Source organism: Bradyrhizobium sp. CCBAU 25338 (genome assembly GCF_028128965.1).
Taxonomy (GTDB): domain Bacteria; phylum Pseudomonadota; class Alphaproteobacteria; order Rhizobiales; family Xanthobacteraceae; genus Bradyrhizobium; species Bradyrhizobium liaoningense.
This window is the reverse complement of the sequence record NZ_LFKY01000040.1, coordinates 92,707-110,614: the sequence shown is the minus strand read 5'-3', so window position 1 is coordinate 110,614 and position 17,908 is coordinate 92,707. Positions and strand designations below refer to the sequence as shown.

The 17,908-nt window shown below is 65.6% G+C and carries 16 protein-coding genes; 7 read left to right on the top strand and 9 right to left on the bottom strand.

Going from position 1 to position 17,908, the window contains the following annotated elements; translation table 11 throughout:
* Positions 1–26: 26 nt before the first annotated feature.
* Positions 27–245 carry a cysteine rich repeat-containing protein gene (locus ACM42_RS24880; RefSeq protein WP_061876693.1) on the bottom strand — a complete coding sequence of 73 codons (219 nt, stop codon included), beginning with the start codon at positions 243–245 and terminating at the stop codon, positions 27–29.
* 40 nt (positions 246–285) lie between these two features.
* Here ACM42_RS24880 and ACM42_RS24875 point away from each other — a divergent pair, with 40 nt between their 5' ends.
* A complete protein-coding gene (locus ACM42_RS24875) occupies positions 286–1,056 on the top strand; it encodes an exodeoxyribonuclease III (protein WP_271530370.1) in 771 nt (256 codons plus the stop codon).
* A gap of 105 nt (positions 1,057–1,161) precedes the next feature.
* Here ACM42_RS24875 and ACM42_RS24870 read toward each other — a convergent pair whose 3' ends face one another.
* A complete protein-coding gene (locus ACM42_RS24870; RefSeq protein ID WP_271530721.1) occupies positions 1,162–1,938 on the bottom strand; it encodes a potassium channel family protein in 777 nt (258 codons plus the stop codon).
* 286 nt (positions 1,939–2,224) lie between these two features.
* Between ACM42_RS24870 and ACM42_RS24865 the strand changes: the two genes are divergently transcribed.
* Positions 2,225–2,950, top strand: a complete 726-nt coding sequence (locus ACM42_RS24865; protein ID WP_271530369.1) for a sulfite exporter TauE/SafE family protein — start codon at positions 2,225–2,227, stop codon at positions 2,948–2,950.
* 11 nt (positions 2,951–2,961) lie between these two features.
* On the opposite strand, the gene ACM42_RS24860 is transcribed toward ACM42_RS24865, so the two are convergent.
* Together ACM42_RS24860 and ACM42_RS24855 are read right to left on the bottom strand one after the other, a co-directional pair.
* Positions 2,962–5,031: a putative bifunctional diguanylate cyclase/phosphodiesterase gene (locus tag ACM42_RS24860; RefSeq protein WP_271530368.1), complete on the bottom strand. Its 2,070-nt coding sequence runs from the start codon at positions 5,029–5,031 to the stop codon at positions 2,962–2,964.
* On the bottom strand, positions 5,031–6,143 hold the full coding sequence (locus ACM42_RS24855; RefSeq protein WP_271530367.1) for an ABC transporter substrate-binding protein: 1,113 nt from the start codon (positions 6,141–6,143) through the stop codon (positions 5,031–5,033). The genes ACM42_RS24860 and ACM42_RS24855 overlap by 1 nt, the downstream gene beginning before the upstream one ends.
* Before the next feature lie 232 nt (positions 6,144–6,375).
* Here ACM42_RS24855 and radA point away from each other — a divergent pair, with 232 nt between their 5' ends.
* The 5 genes from radA to ACM42_RS24830 all read left to right on the top strand — a co-directional run bounded on the left by radA (position 6,376) and on the right by ACM42_RS24830 (position 12,548).
* On the top strand, positions 6,376–7,821 hold the full coding sequence (gene radA, locus ACM42_RS24850) for a DNA repair protein RadA (RefSeq protein WP_239623219.1): 1,446 nt from the start codon (positions 6,376–6,378) through the stop codon (positions 7,819–7,821).
* A gap of 167 nt (positions 7,822–7,988) precedes the next feature.
* Positions 7,989–8,618, top strand: a complete 630-nt coding sequence (locus ACM42_RS24845) for a CvpA family protein (protein WP_018317599.1) — start codon at positions 7,989–7,991, stop codon at positions 8,616–8,618.
* Positions 8,619–8,646: 28 nt separating this feature from the next.
* The gene (gene purF, locus ACM42_RS24840; protein WP_131871524.1) at positions 8,647–10,170 is read left to right on the top strand and encodes an amidophosphoribosyltransferase; all 1,524 of its coding nucleotides are present in this window, start codon (positions 8,647–8,649) and stop codon (positions 10,168–10,170) included.
* A 138-nt stretch (positions 10,171–10,308) separates the two neighbouring features.
* Entirely contained in the window at positions 10,309–11,049 is a 741-nt protein-coding gene (locus ACM42_RS24835) for an SDR family NAD(P)-dependent oxidoreductase (protein ID WP_271530366.1), read from the top strand.
* A gap of 272 nt (positions 11,050–11,321) precedes the next feature.
* On the top strand, positions 11,322–12,548 hold the full coding sequence (locus ACM42_RS24830) for an ABC transporter substrate-binding protein (RefSeq protein ID WP_239623216.1): 1,227 nt from the start codon (positions 11,322–11,324) through the stop codon (positions 12,546–12,548).
* A gap of 146 nt (positions 12,549–12,694) precedes the next feature.
* On the opposite strand, the gene der is transcribed toward ACM42_RS24830, so the two are convergent.
* From der to ACM42_RS24805, 5 genes are all read right to left on the bottom strand, one after another.
* Entirely contained in the window at positions 12,695–14,080 is a 1,386-nt protein-coding gene (gene der, locus ACM42_RS24825) for a ribosome biogenesis GTPase Der (protein ID WP_271530365.1), read from the bottom strand.
* 172 nt (positions 14,081–14,252) lie between these two features.
* Positions 14,253–14,798, bottom strand: coding sequence for a hypothetical protein (locus tag ACM42_RS24820; RefSeq protein ID WP_271530364.1), 546 nt, complete (start codon positions 14,796–14,798; stop codon positions 14,253–14,255).
* A 32-nt stretch (positions 14,799–14,830) separates the two neighbouring features.
* The gene (locus ACM42_RS24815) at positions 14,831–15,484 is read right to left on the bottom strand and encodes a tetratricopeptide repeat protein (protein WP_271530363.1); all 654 of its coding nucleotides are present in this window, start codon (positions 15,482–15,484) and stop codon (positions 14,831–14,833) included.
* A gap of 167 nt (positions 15,485–15,651) precedes the next feature.
* Positions 15,652–17,244 carry a class I adenylate-forming enzyme family protein gene (locus ACM42_RS24810; RefSeq protein ID WP_271530362.1) on the bottom strand — a complete coding sequence of 531 codons (1,593 nt, stop codon included), beginning with the start codon at positions 17,242–17,244 and terminating at the stop codon, positions 15,652–15,654.
* A 73-nt stretch (positions 17,245–17,317) separates the two neighbouring features.
* Positions 17,318–17,902: an NnrU family protein gene (locus tag ACM42_RS24805; RefSeq protein WP_271530361.1), complete on the bottom strand. Its 585-nt coding sequence runs from the start codon at positions 17,900–17,902 to the stop codon at positions 17,318–17,320.
* Positions 17,903–17,908 lie beyond the last annotated feature (6 nt).

The following is a 17,908-nucleotide window of genomic DNA, read 5'->3' as shown; positions in this document are numbered from 1 at the left end:
CCGCGACGCGAGATTGGCTGCCCTGCTTACTTCTTCCGACTGTCCAGCGCCGCCTTGCAGGTGTCGCTGAGCTGGTCGCGCTTGCCGTTGAGGCAGGCGACGACCCGGCCGCCGCCCGGCGCGATGCCGGCGCAGAATTTGTCGTAGTCCGCCTTGCACGCACCGCGCGGATCGGACGATTGTGCCGATGCGCCTCCGGAGAACGCGACGACGAGTGCGATGGCAACAAAGCTCAATTTGGACATTGTATCTCCGGTGACGGAAGGCAGGAGCCGGTAGCTCTACATGAAGATCGCGACATTCAACATCAACAACATCAACCGCCGCCTGCCCAATCTGTTGGCATGGATGCGCGTCGCAAAGCCCGATGTCGTCGCGCTTCAAGAGTTGAAGGCAAGTGATGGCGAATTTCCGGCGGCTGCGATCGAAAAGGCCGGCTACGGCGCGGTCTGGTGTGGACAGAAGACATGGAACGGCGTCGCCATCCTGGCCCGCAATGCCGAGCCCATTCTCACCCGCGACCGCTTGCCGGGAAAGCCTGGCGATCTCGAAGCCCGCTACATCGAAGCCGCCGTGCGCGGCATCATCGTCACCAGCATCTACCTGCCCAACGGCAATCCGCAGCCGGGGCCGAAATTCGACTACAAGCTCGACTGGTTCGCGCGGCTCAAGCGCCACGCCAAGACGTTCATCAAGCAGGATCTGCCCGTCGTGCTCGCCGGCGACTACAACGTGGCGCCAACCGAGATCGACATCTACCCGACGCGCTCGTGGGACAAGGATGCGCTGATCCAGCCGAAGAGCCGCGCGGCCTTTGCATCGCTGGTCGAACAAGGCTGGTGCGACGCGATCCGCGAGCTACACCCGGGCGAGCGCATCTACACGTTCTGGGACTACAAGCGAAACCGCTGGCCGCGCGACGCAGGGCTGCGGCTCGATCATCTCCTGCTCAGCCCTGCCCTCGCCCCGCGCCTGGCAAAAGCCGGCGTCGACAGGAAGATCCGCGCCGAGGATGGCGCGAGCGATCACGCGCCGGCATGGGTGGTGCTGCGGTGACCCTCACCACAACTTCCTGCCGTCGATGACGTTCACAGGCACCGCATCCAGATCGAAATCGTCGAGCAAGCACGCATTGACGGCGTCGCCGGCAGCGAGAGCTCTTCAGACTGCCCCGTCATCCGGAATGTTGAGAAGAGTTCCACAGGCCTTGCAATGCACCGCATCGGCGTCATGCCTCTGGAGCCCGCAAGCCGGACACGGAAATCGCACCTTGTTGGGACTGAGGAGCGCGCGGGCGAGATTGAAGAACAGCGTTACGCCGAAGATCATGATCACGACGGTTATCAAACGACCGACCGTGCCCGACAGGGTAATGTCGCCAAAGCCGGTCGTCGTCAGTGCCGTGACGGTGAAATACAGGGCATCGGCATAGTTCCGGATCTCGTCGTTGCGAAACTTCTGAGTCTCGTAAACGATCCCGGTCATGACGAATATGAAGACTGCCAGGTTCGTGACGGCGAAGATGACGTCTTCGTTGCGACGAAAGAACGGAGAATCGATGCGCAACCTCACCAGCATCTGGTAGTCACGTAGCAGCCCCAAGGTTCGCAGGATCCGGAGAAAACCGCCCGCCTCGCCGGCAAGCGGCGCCAGGAAGGATACGATCGCAACCATGTCGGCCCACGTTGCGATTTCGGTGAATTTTCGAAACGGATGCCGATCGACGAGGAGCCGAGCCGAGAAGTCGGCAAGCAGCATGACGCCGAACAGGACATCGAGCGTTTCAATGATCTCACTTGGCTGCAGGAATGAGGTTGCGATGATGAACAGCACCGTCACGATGTCGAAGGCGAGCAGCGCATAGCGGAAGCGCACGCCGCTGGACGTTGCGCCCTCGTAAAGGCGGCGGACGCTGCTTCTGAGAGACGTGAGGGTCACGGCATCATGATCACGGTTTGCATGGATGATGGCAACTCGCACGGCGCGCCGCAAGATCAGACCGAAATTCAGCCACTCCGTGGCCAAAGAGAGCGAAATTGATCTCCATGCTCCGTGACGGCGTGTCGCCGCGACGCACGATTGTCGCTGCGAAGCCGCTTGCACCGAACGCCTCAGAGACGGAGCTCAGACCGGCATGCGCACGCGCAGCACAGGTTCCCTCGCCTGGCGCGGATCGCCGGTATCGCTGCCAGGGGCTAAACTCTCCCGATTCGTGGAGACTGTCTTGGCCTTTCTCTTCGTCCTCAGCGTCGGCCTCGTCGCCGGCACCATCTCAGGCATCGTCGGCACCGGCTCGTCGATCATGCTGATGCCGGTGCTGGTCTATGCCTATGGGCCGAAGGAGGCCGTGCCGATCATGGCCGTCGCCTCCGTGATGGCGAACTTCTCGCGGATCCTGGCCTGGTGGCGTGAGGTCGATTGGCGGGCCTGCGCGGCCTATTCGGTCACGGGCATTCCGGCTGCAGCGCTCGGTGCGCGGACCTTGCTGGCGCTGCCCTCGCACGTCGTCGATCTCACCATCGGTATCTTCCTGATCGCGATGGTGCCGGTGCGGCACTGGCTGGCGCGGCATGAGCTCAAGGCCAATCTCTGGCATCTGGCCGTCGGCGGCGCGATCATCGGCTATCTCACCGGCATCGTGGTCTCGACCGGCCCGCTCAGCGTGCCGCTGTTCCTGTTCTACGGCCTCAGCAAGGGCGCTTTCCTCGCCACCGAAGCGGCCTCATCGCTCGGCCTCTACTTCGCGAAATCAGTGACATTCGAGCGTTTCGGCGCGCTGACGGGCGACGTGTTCATGAAGGGCCTGATCGCCGGCTCCTCGCTGATGTCAGGTGCCTTCATCGCAAAACGCTTCGTGCTGCATCTGAGGCCGGACGTGTTCCGCCTGGTGATGGACGCGATCATGATCGCAGCCGGCCTCTCGATGCTCTGGAGCGCGGCTCAGCCGTAACACGGCGACGCTCAGGCGGCGAATTCCGGCGCGATCGATGGGCTCCCGGTGGTGCCGCTTCTCGGCGCCGCCGGCTGCCTGTGGAGCCATTGCAACAGGACCTCGAGCGGCTGCGGCCGCTGATAGAGGAAGCCCTGCCCGAACCTCACGCCCATATCACGCATGGCCTCGGCCTGCTCGGCGCGCTCGATGCCTTCTGCGACCAGGGTCAGCCCCAACGTGTCGGCGAGCGACGCGATCACTCCGACGATGGCCTTGTCCTCCGCGCTCTCGGGAATCTCCCGGATGAATGCCTTGTCGATCTTGACCTTGTCGAGCGGGAAGCGCCTGAGGTGAGCGAGCGAGCTGTAGCCGGTGCCGAAATCGTCGAGCGCGATCGTGGCGCCGAGGCGCCGCAGGCGATGCAGCGTCTCGGAGGCGCTGGCGATGTTGTTGATCAGCGATCCCTCGGTGATCTCGAGTTCGAGAGATGAGGCCGCAACGTCGAAGCGCGCACAGGTCGCGCGCAGCTCGGCGGCGAGCGAATGGTCGGCAAGCTCGGACGGCGGCAAATTGATCGCGATCCGGATCTGCGGCCTGCCGGCGGCGGCCAACCGTTGCAACGCCCGGCAGGCATCGGTCAGCACGTAGCGGGTCAGCCGCGCATTGTTGCCGCTGCGCTCGATCAGCGGCAGAAATTCGCCGGGGCCGATCACGCCATGCTCAGGATGCCGCCAGCGGATCAGCGCTTCCAGACCGACAACCTCGTGAGTCTCGAGATCGACCTGGCTCTGGTACCAAACCTCGAACTGCCCCTCGGCGAATCCGGTGGGAATGGCGAGCTCGAGGTCCCTGCGGCGGCGATAGTCGCGCTGAAGCGCCTCGTCCAGCACGGCGACCGTGCCGGGCGCCTTGCTCTTGGCATGATAGAGCGCGATGTCGGCGAGCGTCGGTAGATGCGACAGCTCCGGATCGTCGGCGCGGCGCACGGCAAGACCGATGCTCGCGCGCGGCACCACTAGCTTGTCGTGGAGGCGGATGGGCTCGGAGATGGCGTCCAGCACCTGCTGAGCGAATGCGTGCGCTGCCTGTTCGTGGCTCACCTCGGGACGAATGACGACGAACTCGTCGCCACCGAGCCGTGCAACCCAGTCCTCCGCTTCGACCGCGCTACGAAGACGCTCCGAAATCTGAACCAGGAACTTGTCGCCAGCGTCGTGACCGAAGGTGTCGTTGATGCCCTTGAAGTCGTCTAGATCGATGAAGCAAAACGCGACCAGCGTATCCGGCGAGCCTCCGTCCCGGCTTGCCACGGCCAGGCGCTCGGTCAGGGAGCGCCGGTTCGGCAGCCCCGTGAGCGGATCGTGCGTCGCCATGTGCCCGAGCCGATCCAGCGCGCCTGACGTCGTGTGCTGCATGGCGTTGAAGGCGCGCGCGAGCTGGCCGAATTCGTTCGAGGACGTGACGTCCGCCGGATAGGCCCGGCCATCCTGCTTGCTGCGCTGGATCGCCGACATCATGGCCGCCAGCGGCCGGCCGATGAAGATGTTGGCGGAGATCCGCATGGCGATCAGGGTCGCAAACGTTGCGAGCAGGCCGACCACCAGCAGCAGCACCAGGCGGCTGCCCGCATCCGCGTACAGCGTCGCGCGCGAATAAGCGATGGCGATGCGACCGGCCTGAACGGCCATGTTGCCATTGCTGTAGTGGATCGGGCGCGAGACTTCCGCGACCTGCTGGTCGTCGGGCCGGGCGACCACGCGGGCAATCGCGGCGCCGGTATCGTCATAGACGGCCGCCGCCGCGATGGTCTCGTCGTGCATGATCTCGTTGAGCACGCCCGTGACCTGGTCGTAACGCATCTTCCACAGCGGTTCGGCGATCAGCTCGGCCCGGCTCTCGGCGACCCGGACCATGCGGGCGTCGAGCTGCCTGACCTGCGACCAGAAGCTCGATGCCTCGACGCCGGCAGAGGCCAGCAGTTGCACCAGCAGCAGAACGGGCACGGTAGCCCAGATCATCGCGTGAACGACCGAGCGCAGGCGCGGCGGCGGCGCCTGCTGGTTGCGATCCGGATCGGTCATCGCCTCATCCTTGCGCATCAGTCCGCAACGCCTTCGGGAAGCGACAGTGACGAGATGAGCGCCTCGAGGGAGAAGTCATATTGGCCGCAGCGGCCGGCCTTCGCCCTGAACCGCGCAAAGTCGATCCGGTCGAACGCACGCATCCTGATGAGGTCGCCAACCGAGGCGAGGTTGTCGCGCGTGATCGCCGACGTCTTGACCTCGACGCGGGGGGAAACAGCTGCGAAATCGCAGCCATCGGCATAGTCGCGCAGGAGAACAATCGACCAGCCACCAAGCAGGAAATGCCCGCCGTCGGTCAGGAGCAGACGACCCGCCTTGATCTCGCGCAGCGCGTCCTCCGACCAGTTGAGACCCACCACCTGGATGTTTCGACCGGGCACAAGGCCGGCAGCGATGGCCGCGCGGAGCGCGCCGAGCGCCATCGGATCGTTTCCGGCCCATATGCCGGCGGGCCGGATTCCCTTGCGAGAAGCCCAGCCCAGATAATTCGCAGTGACCCGCTCGGCCTCCGACTGCGTCCAGTTGGCGAACAGCAGCCGGTCCACCACGACGTCGGGCGCGGCATCCACGGCCAGCTTGAGACCGGCGTTACGGGCAATCGAGGCCGGTGTGATCTCGTCGCCGCCGATTCCGAGAATGTGGATCTTGCCGTCGGGGCTCTGCGATTTCTCGGCACGCGCCACCCCGATCAGCGCGTTGGCCATCCGTGCACCCGCGGTCTGGAGATCGGTCGTGATGTCGCCGAGCCAGGTCTTGAGCTTTTCGCGCGGCGGTCCAAGGCGCGCCGCATCCTCGCCGATCAGCGTGTTCGAGAGCAGCAGCGTCTTGACGCCAGCGGCCTCGGCCGCCTCCAGGATCGGGACGGCGGCGGACTCCTCGTTCGACAGGATGAGGAAATCGGGCTTGTCGGGACGTGCCACCACGCCGAAGCCGAGCTCCTGCATGGTGCGGTAATTCCGCTCGCTGGTCAGCACCTCGACATGCGCGTCGAGCCTGCGGCCGGCCGCCTGCATGGTCTGCGCGACCATGTCCCAATAGACCTCGCCGGTCTTGCCGGGGTTGACGAAGACGATGTCGAGGGGCTTGGCAAGGCTCCCGCCGGCATACGCGAAAATGCTGCAGGCCATGCCCGCAGCGAGCAATATTCGTCGGAATCCCGGCATTTCCATTCCCACCCCGATCGGTTCCGAGGTTGGACCCGCGTCCGCTAATACTTCGCAAAATCAACCCCGCCACAGCGGCACAGAGCTAATGAACGGTATATCTATCGTGTCGGATTGAGATAATCGAAGCGCCGGCCATCAGGGCCGCCGTTCCGTGCTATCCAGCAGGTTGAAACCTCGACTCATCTGTCCCCCCATGGCCAAGAGCACCCTCTCCTTCGTCTGCCAGAACTGCGGCGCGGCCTATAACCGCTGGCAGGGCAAGTGCGAGTCCTGCGGCGAGTGGAATACACTCGCGGAAGAAGACACGAGCGGCAGCGTGCCGGTGTCGATCCGGTCCAAACGCAAGGGCCGGACGTTTGCGCTGGAGAGCCTTGCCGGGAAAAGCCCGGATGCTCCGCGCCTCTCCTCAGGCATGACCGAGCTCGACCGCGTCACCGGCGGCGGCTTCGTCCGCGGCTCGGTGCTGCTGGTCGGTGGCGATCCCGGGATCGGCAAGTCGACGCTACTGACGCAGGCGACCAGCCTGCTGGCGCGCGCCGGCCACCGCGTGGTCTACATCTCCGGCGAAGAGGCGGTCGCCCAGGTGCGCCTGCGCGCCGAGCGGCTCGGGCTGTCGGACGCGCCGGTCCAGCTCGCCGCCGAGACCTCGGTCGAGGACATCGTCTCGACGCTGTCGGAGGGCGCGGTGCCGCGGCTGATCGTGATCGACTCGATCCAGACCATGTGGACCGACACGGTGGAATCGGCGCCCGGCACGGTGACGCAGGTGCGCGCCTCGGCGCAGGCGCTGATCCGCTTTGCGAAGAAAACGGGGGCGGCCATCATCCTGGTCGGCCATGTCACCAAGGACGGCCAGATCGCAGGTCCCCGCGTGGTCGAGCACATGGTCGACGCGGTGATGTCGTTCGAGGGCGAAGGCTCGCAGCAATTCCGGATCCTGCGCGCCGTGAAGAATCGCTTCGGCCCGACCGACGAGATCGGCGTGTTCGAGATGACGGGCCTCGGGCTGCGCGAGGTCACCAACCCCTCGGAGCTGTTCCTGTCCGAGCGCGATCTCGGCACGCCCGGCACCGCAGTCTTTGCGGGCATCGAGGGCACAAGGCCCGTCCTGGTCGAATTGCAGGCGCTGGTGGCCCCGACCTCGCTGGGCACCCCGCGCCGCGCCGTGGTCGGCTGGGACCCGAGCCGGCTGTCGATGGTGCTGGCGGTGCTGGAGGCGCATTGCGGGGTCAAGCTGTCCGGCCACGACGTCTATCTGAACGTCGCCGGCGGCCTGCGCATCCACGAGCCCGCGGCCGACCTCGCCGCCGCTGCGGCGCTGGTGTCGTCGTTGGTTAATGCGCAGTTACCCACCGATGCCGTTTATTTCGGCGAGATCTCGCTCTCCGGCGTGGTGCGTCCGGTGGCGCAGACCCCGGCGCGGCTGAAGGAGGCGGCAAAACTCGGCTTCCAGCGCGCCGTGCTGCCCGAATCGGCACGCGGCGAGACCAGCGGCGATGCCGGATTGTCGCTGAATGCGGTGAACAGCCTGACAACATTGGTGGCCGAGATCGCCGCCCGCGGCTCCCGCCGAGGCGAATCGAACGCCCCGGCAGAGAAAAATGCCACACCGGCAAGATTCCGCCGCGGAGAGGGTTAGGTGGAGGTGACGTCCCCGGCCCCCGCCGCTATACAGCCGTCACAAAAGCAGCATGGGATTGCGTGGTTGCGGCCTTGCCGGGAACGCCGTCTGCCCCTCTTTTAAGGCAGCGGCCAAACACCGATTCGCTGAGCACCTTTGAGAGTACGAGCGGACCAGACCAGCCGATGCCAGTAACACTCCTCGACCTGATCCTGCTCGGTGTGATGCTGATCTCGGGCCTGCTCGCGATGGTCCGCGGCTTCATGCGCGAAATCCTGTCGATTGCGGCCTGGGGCGCGGCGGCGATCGTGACTTTGTACTCGTTCTCGAAACTGCTGCCGACCGCCAAGACCTATTTCAACAACGACACGGTCGCGAGCGTGGTCGTCGTCGCCGGCGTGTTCGTGGGCACCCTCGTCGTGGTCTCCGTGATCACGGTCCGGATCTCCGACATGATCCTGGATTCGCGGATCGGCGCGCTGGACCGCACCCTCGGCTTCCTGTTTGGCCTGGCTCGCGGGCTTTTGATCGTCGTGGTCGCTTTCCTGTTCTTCACCTGGCTGGTCCCGGACAAGCAGCGTCCGGACTGGGTCACGGGGGCCAAGTCCCGCGTGGTGCTCCAGGGAACCGGGGACTGGTTGATGGCCCTCTTGCCTGACGACCCCGAGAACACCATCTTGAAGAGATTCAAGAAAAACAAACCAGATGATGATCAAGCTGAATCCGAGCAGCAGCCTTCGGGCAGTGGCGACGGATACAGTAAACCTGCTCGTGACAGCCTGAAAAAGCTGATCGAGAAACCTGCGGCGCGTTGATTGAGCCCTAGAGAGAGGCGCGGACGAGATGCGACACCCTGACCAGGACGCCCAACTTGATCTCGATCCCGACGCCGGTCCCGGCCCGGCCGCGCTGGAGCTTCAGGACGATCTGGAGGGGGACACGCTGCGCGAGGAATGCGGCGTGTTCGGCATCTACGGTCACCCCGATGCGGCCGCCATCACCGCGCTCGGCCTTCACGCCCTTCAGCACCGCGGCCAGGAAGCGGCCGGCATCGTCTCCTACGACGGCAGCCGCTTTCACTCGGAACGCCGCCTCGGCCTCGTCGGCGACACCTTCTCCCGCCGCGAGGTGATCGACCGCCTGCCCGGCAATGTCGCGGTCGGCCATGTCCGCTATTCCACCACCGGCGCCACGATCCTGCGCAACGTGCAGCCGCTGTTCGCCGAGCTCAATGCCGGCGGCCTCGCCGTCGCGCATAACGGCAATCTCACCAACGGCCTGACGCTGCGCCGCGAGCTGGTGCGGCACGGCGCGATGATGCAGTCGACCACCGACACCGAGGTGATCCTGCACCTGGTCGCGCGCTCCAAGCGCGCCCGCTTCATCGAGCGCTATATCGACGCGCTGCGCGAGATCGAAGGCGCCTATGCGCTGGTCTCGCTGACCAACAAGAAGCTGGTCGGCGCGCGCGATCCGCGCGGCATCCGCCCGCTGGTGCTCGGCGATCTCGACGGCTGTCCGATCCTGACCTCGGAGACCTGCGCGCTCGACATCATCGGCGCGCGCTTCGTCCGCGACATCGAGCCCGGCGAAGTCATCGTGTTCGACGAGAACGGCCAGGACATCCACAAGCCGTTCCCGCCGATGGCACCGCGTCCCTGCATCTTCGAATACATCTACTTCTCCCGGCCGGACTCCATCGTCCACGGCCGTTCGGTCTACGAAGTGCGCAAGGCCTTCGGTGCGCAGCTCGCGCGCGAGAGCCACGTGCCGATCGATGTCGTCGTTCCGGTGCCGGATTCCGGCGTGCCCGCTGCGGTCGGCTACAGCCAGCATTCCGGCGTTCCGTTCGAGCTCGGCATCATCCGCAACCATTATGTCGGCCGCACCTTCATCCAGCCGACGCAGGCGATCCGCGAATCCGGCGTGCGCATGAAGCATTCGGCCAACCGCGCCGCGATCGAAGGCAAGCGCATCATCCTGATCGACGACTCCCTGGTGCGCGGCACCACCTCGAAGAAGATCGTGCGCATGATGCGCGATGCCGGCGCCAAGGAAGTCCATTTCCGCCTCGCCTCGCCCCCGATCCTCTATCCCGATTATTACGGCATCGACCTGCCCGACCGCGGCGGCCTGCTCGCAGCGACGCATTCGCTGGAGGAGATGCGCGAGATCATCGGCGCCGACTCGCTCGCCTTCCTGTCGATCGACGGCATGTACCGTGCCATGGGCGAGCCCGGCCGCGACCCCGCCAACCCGAAATTCTCGGACCACTGCTTCACCGGCGCCTATCCGACCCATCTCACCGACCAGACCCAGACCGAGCCACAACCACGGCAATTGTCGTTGCTGGCTGAGGCGAGCTGACACCAATGGCGTCATCCCGGGGCGATGCGAAGCATCGAGCCCGGGATCTCGAGATTCCGGGTTCGGTCCTGCGGACCGCGCCGGAATGACGGGATCATGGGGGCTTGTCCCGGCCATCCACGGCTGTAAAACCCCGCCATGACAAAACCCCTCGCTGATCGCATCGCTCTCGTCACCGGCGCCTCGCGCGGCATCGGCTTCGCCACCGCAATTGCGCTGGCGAAGGCCGGCGCGCATATCGTTGCGGTGGCGCGCACGCAGGGCGGGCTGGAAGAGCTCGATGACGAGATCCGAAAAGTCGGCGGCAGCGCCACTTTGGTGCCGCTCAACCTCACCGATTCCGACGGCATCGCGCGGCTGGGCGCTGGCCTGCACGAGCGCTACGGCAAGCTCGACATCCTCGTCGGCAATGCCGGCGTGCTCGGCCCCTCCTCGCCGCTCGGCCATATCGAGCTGAAGGCCTTCAACGACGTGATGGCGGTCAACGTCTCCGCGAACTTCCAGCTGATCCGCTGCATGGAGCCGCTGCTGAGGCAGTCCGACGCCGGCCGCGCCGTGTTCGTCACCTCCGGCGCCGCCAACAAGGCGACCGCCTATGTCGGCCCCTACGCCGCGTCCAAGGCCGCGCTGGAAACGCTGGCCCGCGCCTGGGCGCAGGAGACGGCGAATACGAAGCTGCGCGTCAATCTGTTCAACCCCGGCCCGGTCCGCACGCGCATGCGCGCCACCCTGATGCCGGGCGAGGATCCCGCGACGCTCGACACGCCCGGACAGGTCGCCGAATTCATCGTGCCGATGTGCGCGCCTGACTGGACCGAGACCGGCAAGTTCTACGACTACAAGTCCCGCACCCTGATGAGCTTCCGCGCGCCGGCCTGACTGACACCATGGCGATTGACGCCAAGGGTAACGTCTATACCGCCGAGGCCGATACCGGAAAGCGCATCCGGAAATTCAAGCTGACATCGGCCGCGCTCAAATAGCGCCTCAACGCATCTTGCCCAATAGTTAACCGCCGGATGACGCTAAGACGCAGCGTCATCCGGCTTTAGGTGCATTGCCGCCGGCCGCGGGACAGGTTAGAGCCATCAGCCGGAAACAAGGCTCCGGAAGAGAGCCGTCCGCATATTTGACATTGGAGGAGACCTTTCATGACGACGACGTTCGCACGCCGCTCCGCGGCGCTTCTTGCTTGCGCCGCTTTCGGTTTTGCCACATCCGCCTACGCCCAGGACAAGACCGTCAAGATCGGCGTGCTCAACGACATGTCGAGCCTCTACGCCGACATCGGCGGCCCGAATTCGGTCGCGGCGGTGAAGATGGCGGTCGAAGACTCCGGCCTCAAGGCCAAGGGCTGGACCATCGAGGTCCTCTCCGGCGACCACCAGAACAAGCCCGACATCGGCGTCAACATTGCCCGGCAATGGATCGACGCCGACAAGGTCGACGCCATCGCGGACACGCCGAGTTCCGGCGTTGCGCTCGCGGTGAGCAACCTCGTCAAGGAAAAGAACGCGGTGCTGCTCAATTCGGGCGCGGCCACCGCCGACCTCACCGGCAAGGCCTGCACGCCCAACACCGTCTCCTTCACTTACGATACCTACATGCTCGCCAACGGCACCGGCAAGGCGCTGACCAAGGCGGGCGGCGATAGCTGGTTCTTCCTCACCGCGGACTATGCCTTCGGCCATGCTCTGGAGCGTGATACCGGCGCGGTCGTCACCGCCACCGGCGGCAAGGTGCTCGGCGGCGTCAAGCACCCGCTGAACACGGCGGACTTCTCCTCCTTCCTGCTCCAGGCGCAATCCTCCAAGGCCAAGATCATCGGCCTCGCCAATGCGGGCGGCGACACCACCAACGCGATCAAGCAGGCCGCCGAATTTGGCATTGTCCAGGGCGGTCAGAAGCTCGCCGCCCTGCTGCTGTTCATCAACGACGTACACTCGCTGGGCTTGAAGACCGCGCAGGGCCTGACCTTCACCGAGTCCTTCTATTGGGACCTCAACGACCAGACGCGCGAATGGTCGAAGCGCTTCCAGAAGGTCTCGCCCAAGGGCTCGATGCCCTCGATGACGGTTGCGGGCCTCTATGCCGAGATCCTGCATTACCTGAAGGCGATGGACGCGCTCGGCAGCAATCCGCATGACGGCGCCAAGGTCGTCGCCAAGATGAAGGAGCTGCCGACCGACGATCCGCTGTTCGGCAAGGGACCGCTGCGCGCCGACGGCCGCCGCCTCATCCCGGCCTATCTGTTCGAGGTGAAGAAGCCCGAGGAGTCGAAGGGCCCGTGGGACTATTACAAGCTGGTCGCCACCATCGCGCCTGAAGACGCGGCCAAGCCGCTCAAGGACAGCGACTGCCCGCTGGTGAAGAAGTGACCACGTAGCGGTTACGCGACGTCACACACGTCATGCCCGGGCTCGTCCCGGGCATTGGCGTTTCAGGCAGTCTCCGTCGCCGCGAGCGACCGCACCGCGCCGGACTGGCGCAGCGCCCTGCGCTGTCGCCTCGCCGGAGCCGTCGCTCACGACGGCCGCTTGCGCTTGTGCGCGAAAGGATTGGCCTTCTCGCGAAGAGTGATGCGCACCGGCGTGCCCGGGAGATCGAAGGTCTCGCGCATGGAGTTGGTGAGGTAGCGCAAGTAGGATTGCGGCACCGCGTCCGCACGCGAGCAGAACAGCACGAAGCTCGGCGGGCGCGCCTTGTTCTGCGTGATGTAGTTCAGCTTCAGCCTGCGGCCGGACACCGCCGGCGGCGGATTGGCCTGGATCGCCTGCTCGAACCAGCGATTGAGCGCGGCCGTCGGCACGCGCCTGTTCCAGACCGCGTAGGCGTCCTGGATCGCCTGCATCAGGCGGTCGATGCCCTCGCCCATCAGGCCTGAGACGGCGACGATCGGCACGCCCTTGAGCTGCGGCAGCCAATGGTCGGCATCGCGGCGCAGGCCCGAGATGGCGCCGCCGCCCTTGGTCTCCATCAGGTCCCATTTGTTGACGGCGAGCACGACCGCCCTGCCCTCGCGCTCAATGAGATCGGCGATGCGCAGGTCCTGCTCCTCGAAGCGGTTCTGCGTGTCCATCATCAGCACGACGACCTCGGCAAAGCGCACCGCGCGCAACGCGTCCGCGACCGAGAGCTTCTCCAGCTTCTCCTCGATCCGCGAGCGCCGGCGCAGGCCTGCGGTGTCGAAGACGCGAAAATCGCGGCCCTTCCAGTTGATCTCGACCGCGATGGAATCGCGCGTGGTGCCGGCCTCCGGGCTCGTCAGCAGACGCTCCTCGCCGAGGAGATGATTGATCAGCGTCGACTTGCCGGCATTGGGCCGACCGACGATGGCGACCCGGATCGGACGCGTCGCGGCCTCCTCCTCCGAGAGCGGCGTATCGTCCTCGCCCTCGTCGTCCTCGTCGACGGGCTCCGGCATCAGCTTGGCCAGCGCGTCATAGAGCTCGCCCATGCCCTCGCCATGCTCGGCCGAAATCTGGATGGGATCGCCGAGGCCGAGCGCAAAGGCCTCCATCGCGCCGGCATCGCCATGCTTGCCCTCGCTCTTGTTGGCGATCAGCAGCACCGGCTTGTTGGCCTTGCGCGCGAAATCGGCGAAGGCGCGATCGGTGGGCGTGAGACCGATGCGGGCATCGACGACGAAGAACAGCGCGTCGGCTTGCGCGATCGCGGTTTCGGTCTGCTCCTGCATGCGCGCGGTCAGCGAGCCCTTGGCGCCCTCGTCGAGGCCGGCGGTATCGATGATGGTGAACTGGAGGTCGCCGAGCCTGGCCTCGCCTTCGCGGCGGTCGCGGGTGACGCCCGGCAGGTCATCGACAAGCGCGAGCTTCTGTCCAACCAGGCGGTTGAACAGCGTCGATTTGCCGACATTGGGCCGGCCGATGATGGCGATTGTGAAGGACATCGGTCATTCGTGCGCTGCCGGGGCTGCGCCTGTCAATGCAATGAGACTATCAAAGCGCGATGCGGCTGGAATGAATCCTCATCACGCTTCAGGTTTGTTGTTTGAGCATGATCTTCTTGGAAAACCGCTTCGCACTTTGCGCTAACGCGGCCCTCCGGGTCCTGATCATGGTCTATCGCGAGAAGCTGCCACTCGGCAGCGGCGCCGGGAAAGCGCTCTGCGATTGCTGCTGGGTGGTCTGGGCAGGTTGCGCCTGCTGGACAGGCTGATCCGGCGGCGGTGCGGTGGTGCGCTTGCGGACGATCTTGTGCTTGGGCGGCGGAGCGGCGGTGGGTGGCGCAGCCTCCGGCTGGGCCTCGCCGTCGATCTCGCCGGCGGGCGCTTCAGCCGGCGCCACTGCGGCTGGCTGCCTCGTCTGCTTCGCCTTGGCACCCTTCGCTGGCCTGGCGGGTTCAGGCGGGGGCTCCGCGGGCAGAGCCGCGACGGCAGGCGCGTTCGGATCGGGCTGCTGCTGCGTGCCCTTGTACAGCTCCTTCGGCACGCCCTGCTCGAGGCCCGGCACGCCCTCCGGGAAGACCGGCTTGCGGTCGCCCGGCAGCTTCTTCTTGGTGTCGAGGAAGTCGAGCATATCGCTTGGATCGAAGCTGGAGCAGCCGCCCAGAACGCCCGTGAGGGCGATCAGGACGGCGGCTGCGATCAAGCGTGGCGTGCGGCGCATCTTGTGTCTCGTCTCAAGTCAGAGGGCCGTCGTCAGCTCTTGGCGACGGGCGGCAGCAGGGCCTGGAGCGCCTCGGCGCGCGAGCGCAGGCCGGGCGGCGTTTCGCCGTCTCCGTCAATTGCGTCGAGCCATTTGCGGGCTGCGGTCAAGTCGTTGTTGCGCCAGGCCGATAGTGCCAGCATCTCACGGGCGCTGTGGCGGAAGGTCGATTTCGGCGCGGCGGAGGGCTCCAGCCGCTGCTGCATGTCGGCGTAGCTGGCGCTGTCGAGCAGCAGGCCGGCGGCGCGGATCTTCGCCAGGTCCTGCCACTCCCCACCGACGCTGCGATCGGCGGCAATGTCGTCATACATCTTCGCGGCGGCCTTGGGATCGCGGCTGGCGGCCTGGGCGGCAGCACGCAGCCGCGCCAGTGTGCGATAGCCGGATGGAGCCGTGGCGGCGAGCTCGGTGAAGGCCTTCTCGGCGTCGGCGTGCTTGTCCTGCTCGGACAGCTCGACGGCCTTCTCGAAAGCGGCGCCGGCCTCAGCGGCCTTCTTGGCCTCCAGATATTGGTAGCCGCGCCAGCCACCGACGCCAGCCACGACCAGCACCATCAGGGCGATGAAGACAATCGAATACTTGTCCCACAGCTTCTTGAGCTGTTCGCGACGTACTTCCTCGTCGACTTCGTTAAATAATTCAGACACTTATGCTAATCCCATGCCCATCCGGGTGCGCGCGCCGAAGCGTCCGCGTCAGGAATCCCGTCCCCACTTGGCCGCGAGGTACCCTAACGATATGGCGGTGGCAAGGCAAAGCGAGCCCGATCAAGGCGTTAACCACCCGGGAGAGCCCCGCGTGGCCGCTGCCCGGCTCAAGCCCCCAGGAGCTCCCGCAGCTGCCGCTTCAGCACCTTGCCGTTGGCATTGCGCGGCAACGGGTCTGCCGTGATCGCCATGGTTTCGGGAACCTTGTAGTCCGACAGCCGTTCCGCGCACCAGGCCCGCAACTCGGTGTCCGCGACCGGACTGCGCGTCACCACGACCGCGTGGACGCGCTCGCCCAGCACGGGGCACGCCTTGGCAATGATCGCGCTCTCGACCACGGCGGGATGCCCCGCCAGCACGGATTCGACCTCGGCCGAATAGATCTTCAGGCCGCCACGGTTGATCATGTCCTTTTGCCGGTCGAACACGCGGACAAAACCTTCCGCATCGACGGAGCCGAGATCGCCGGAGTGCCAGAACCCGCTGGTGAAGCTTTCGGCCGTGGCTTTGGGATTGTTCCAATAGCCCTTGATGACGGAGGCGCTCTGGATCCAGAGCTCGCCGATCTCGCCAGGAGGAAGCTCCCGTCCGTCCGATCCCATCGCAATGATGCGCGCGCCGGGACACGGCAGGCCGACGCTGTCGATGTAGCTCGCCGTCAATTCGCCCGGCATGATCGTCGACGGCGACGTCGTCTCGGTCGCGCCGTAGCAGTTCATCAGCTTCAGGCCGGGAATCTTCGTCTTGAGCTTCTCGATGGTCGCGACCGGCATCGGCGCGCCGCCAAAGCCGCCGATGCGCCAGCTCGACAGATCATAGCTGTCGAAATCGGGCTGGAGCAGGCAGAGATTGTACATCGCCGGCACCATCACCGTGTAGGTGACGCGCTCGCGCGCGGCGAGCTTGAGGTAATCGGCCGCCTTGAATTCGGGCATGATGATCAGCGCGCCGCCGCAGCGGATCATCGTCGTGATGTTGGCGACGACGCCGGTGACATGGCCGAGCGGCACCGCCGCGATGGAACGGTCAGCCTCTGTCAATTGCAGACATGAGACGAAGACCATCGAGGAATGAACGATGTTGCAATGGGCCAGCATCGCGCCCTTCGGCTTTCCCGTCGTCCCCGAGGTGTAGAGGATCATCGCGGTGTCCTCCTCGCCCACCTCGACCGGGGCAGACGCCGGCGGGTTGTCGGCGAGCACCGCGAAACGCGACCGACCCGGATCGTCGTCGACGACGATGCGATGGATGACATCGGGCACATCCTGCGCATCCGGCAGCCGCTCGGCGAGCGCCGCTTCGTGGATCAGGATCTTTGCGCCGCAATCGGTCAGCACATAGGCGATTTCCGGCTTCTGTTGGCGCGTGCCGAGCAGCACCGTCACCAGCCCCTCATGCGCGGCGGCGAACAGCAGCAGGGGAAACTCGATGCGGTTGCCGAGCAGGATCGCGACACGATCGCCACGCTGCAATCCGAGCCTGCGAAATCCCGCTGCAATCCGTGCGGCCTGCTCCACGGCCTGCTGCCAGCTCAGGCGGACATTCCCCGCGATCAGCGCTTCACCGTCGGTGTTGCGGGCGCAGGCTTCCGCGATCATCGCCCACAGGCTCGCCGGCCGATCCCGGAAGGCGGGCACGACCCGATCGCCAAAGCGCGCCTCGTACCGCATTGGCGGGATCTGCGAATGCGACCAATCCATCGAAGGGCCCTCGGCTTGTTGCTCTTACTAGCTTCCGCGCATGGACATCGGGGTCTCGTCTTGTGCTGACCGGCTAGACGCCGATGACGGGAACACCGATCACGACCGGATGGAATGCGAACGCCAGCGCCACATAGGCGACGATGCCGACCGCAACTGCGATCAGATCGTTGGTGATGCCGCCGACCGGAATCGGCGGGCCGCCGGCGTCGGTGCGATGCTTGAGCGAAATACGGTCATACACCGCCCAGCCCAGGAACGAGCCGAACAGGATGATCGAGCCGAGATCGCCGTTGGCGAGCAGATGCGCCGCCGCCCACAGCTTGATGCCGGCCAGCATCGGATGCTTCAGCGTCGCATAGATGCGGCCCCGCAGATATGAAGCCACCACCAGGACGACCGCGGGCAGCATCAATGCGAGCGCGATGTGCTTCATGGCCTTCGGCGGATACCAGACGTCGATCCAGCCGGTGGCGCGATAGTGGGCAAAGCCCCAGATGATCAACGCAAGCCCCGCCAGCGAGACCAGCGAATAGAGGATCTTGTAGGACCCCTCGCCCAGCCTCGCGATCGCCTGGGCGCGCATCTCGCGTTTGGTGGTGAACACATGCGCCGCAAAAAACAGCGCAAGCCCCAGGATCATGACCAGCAGACCCACGGCATC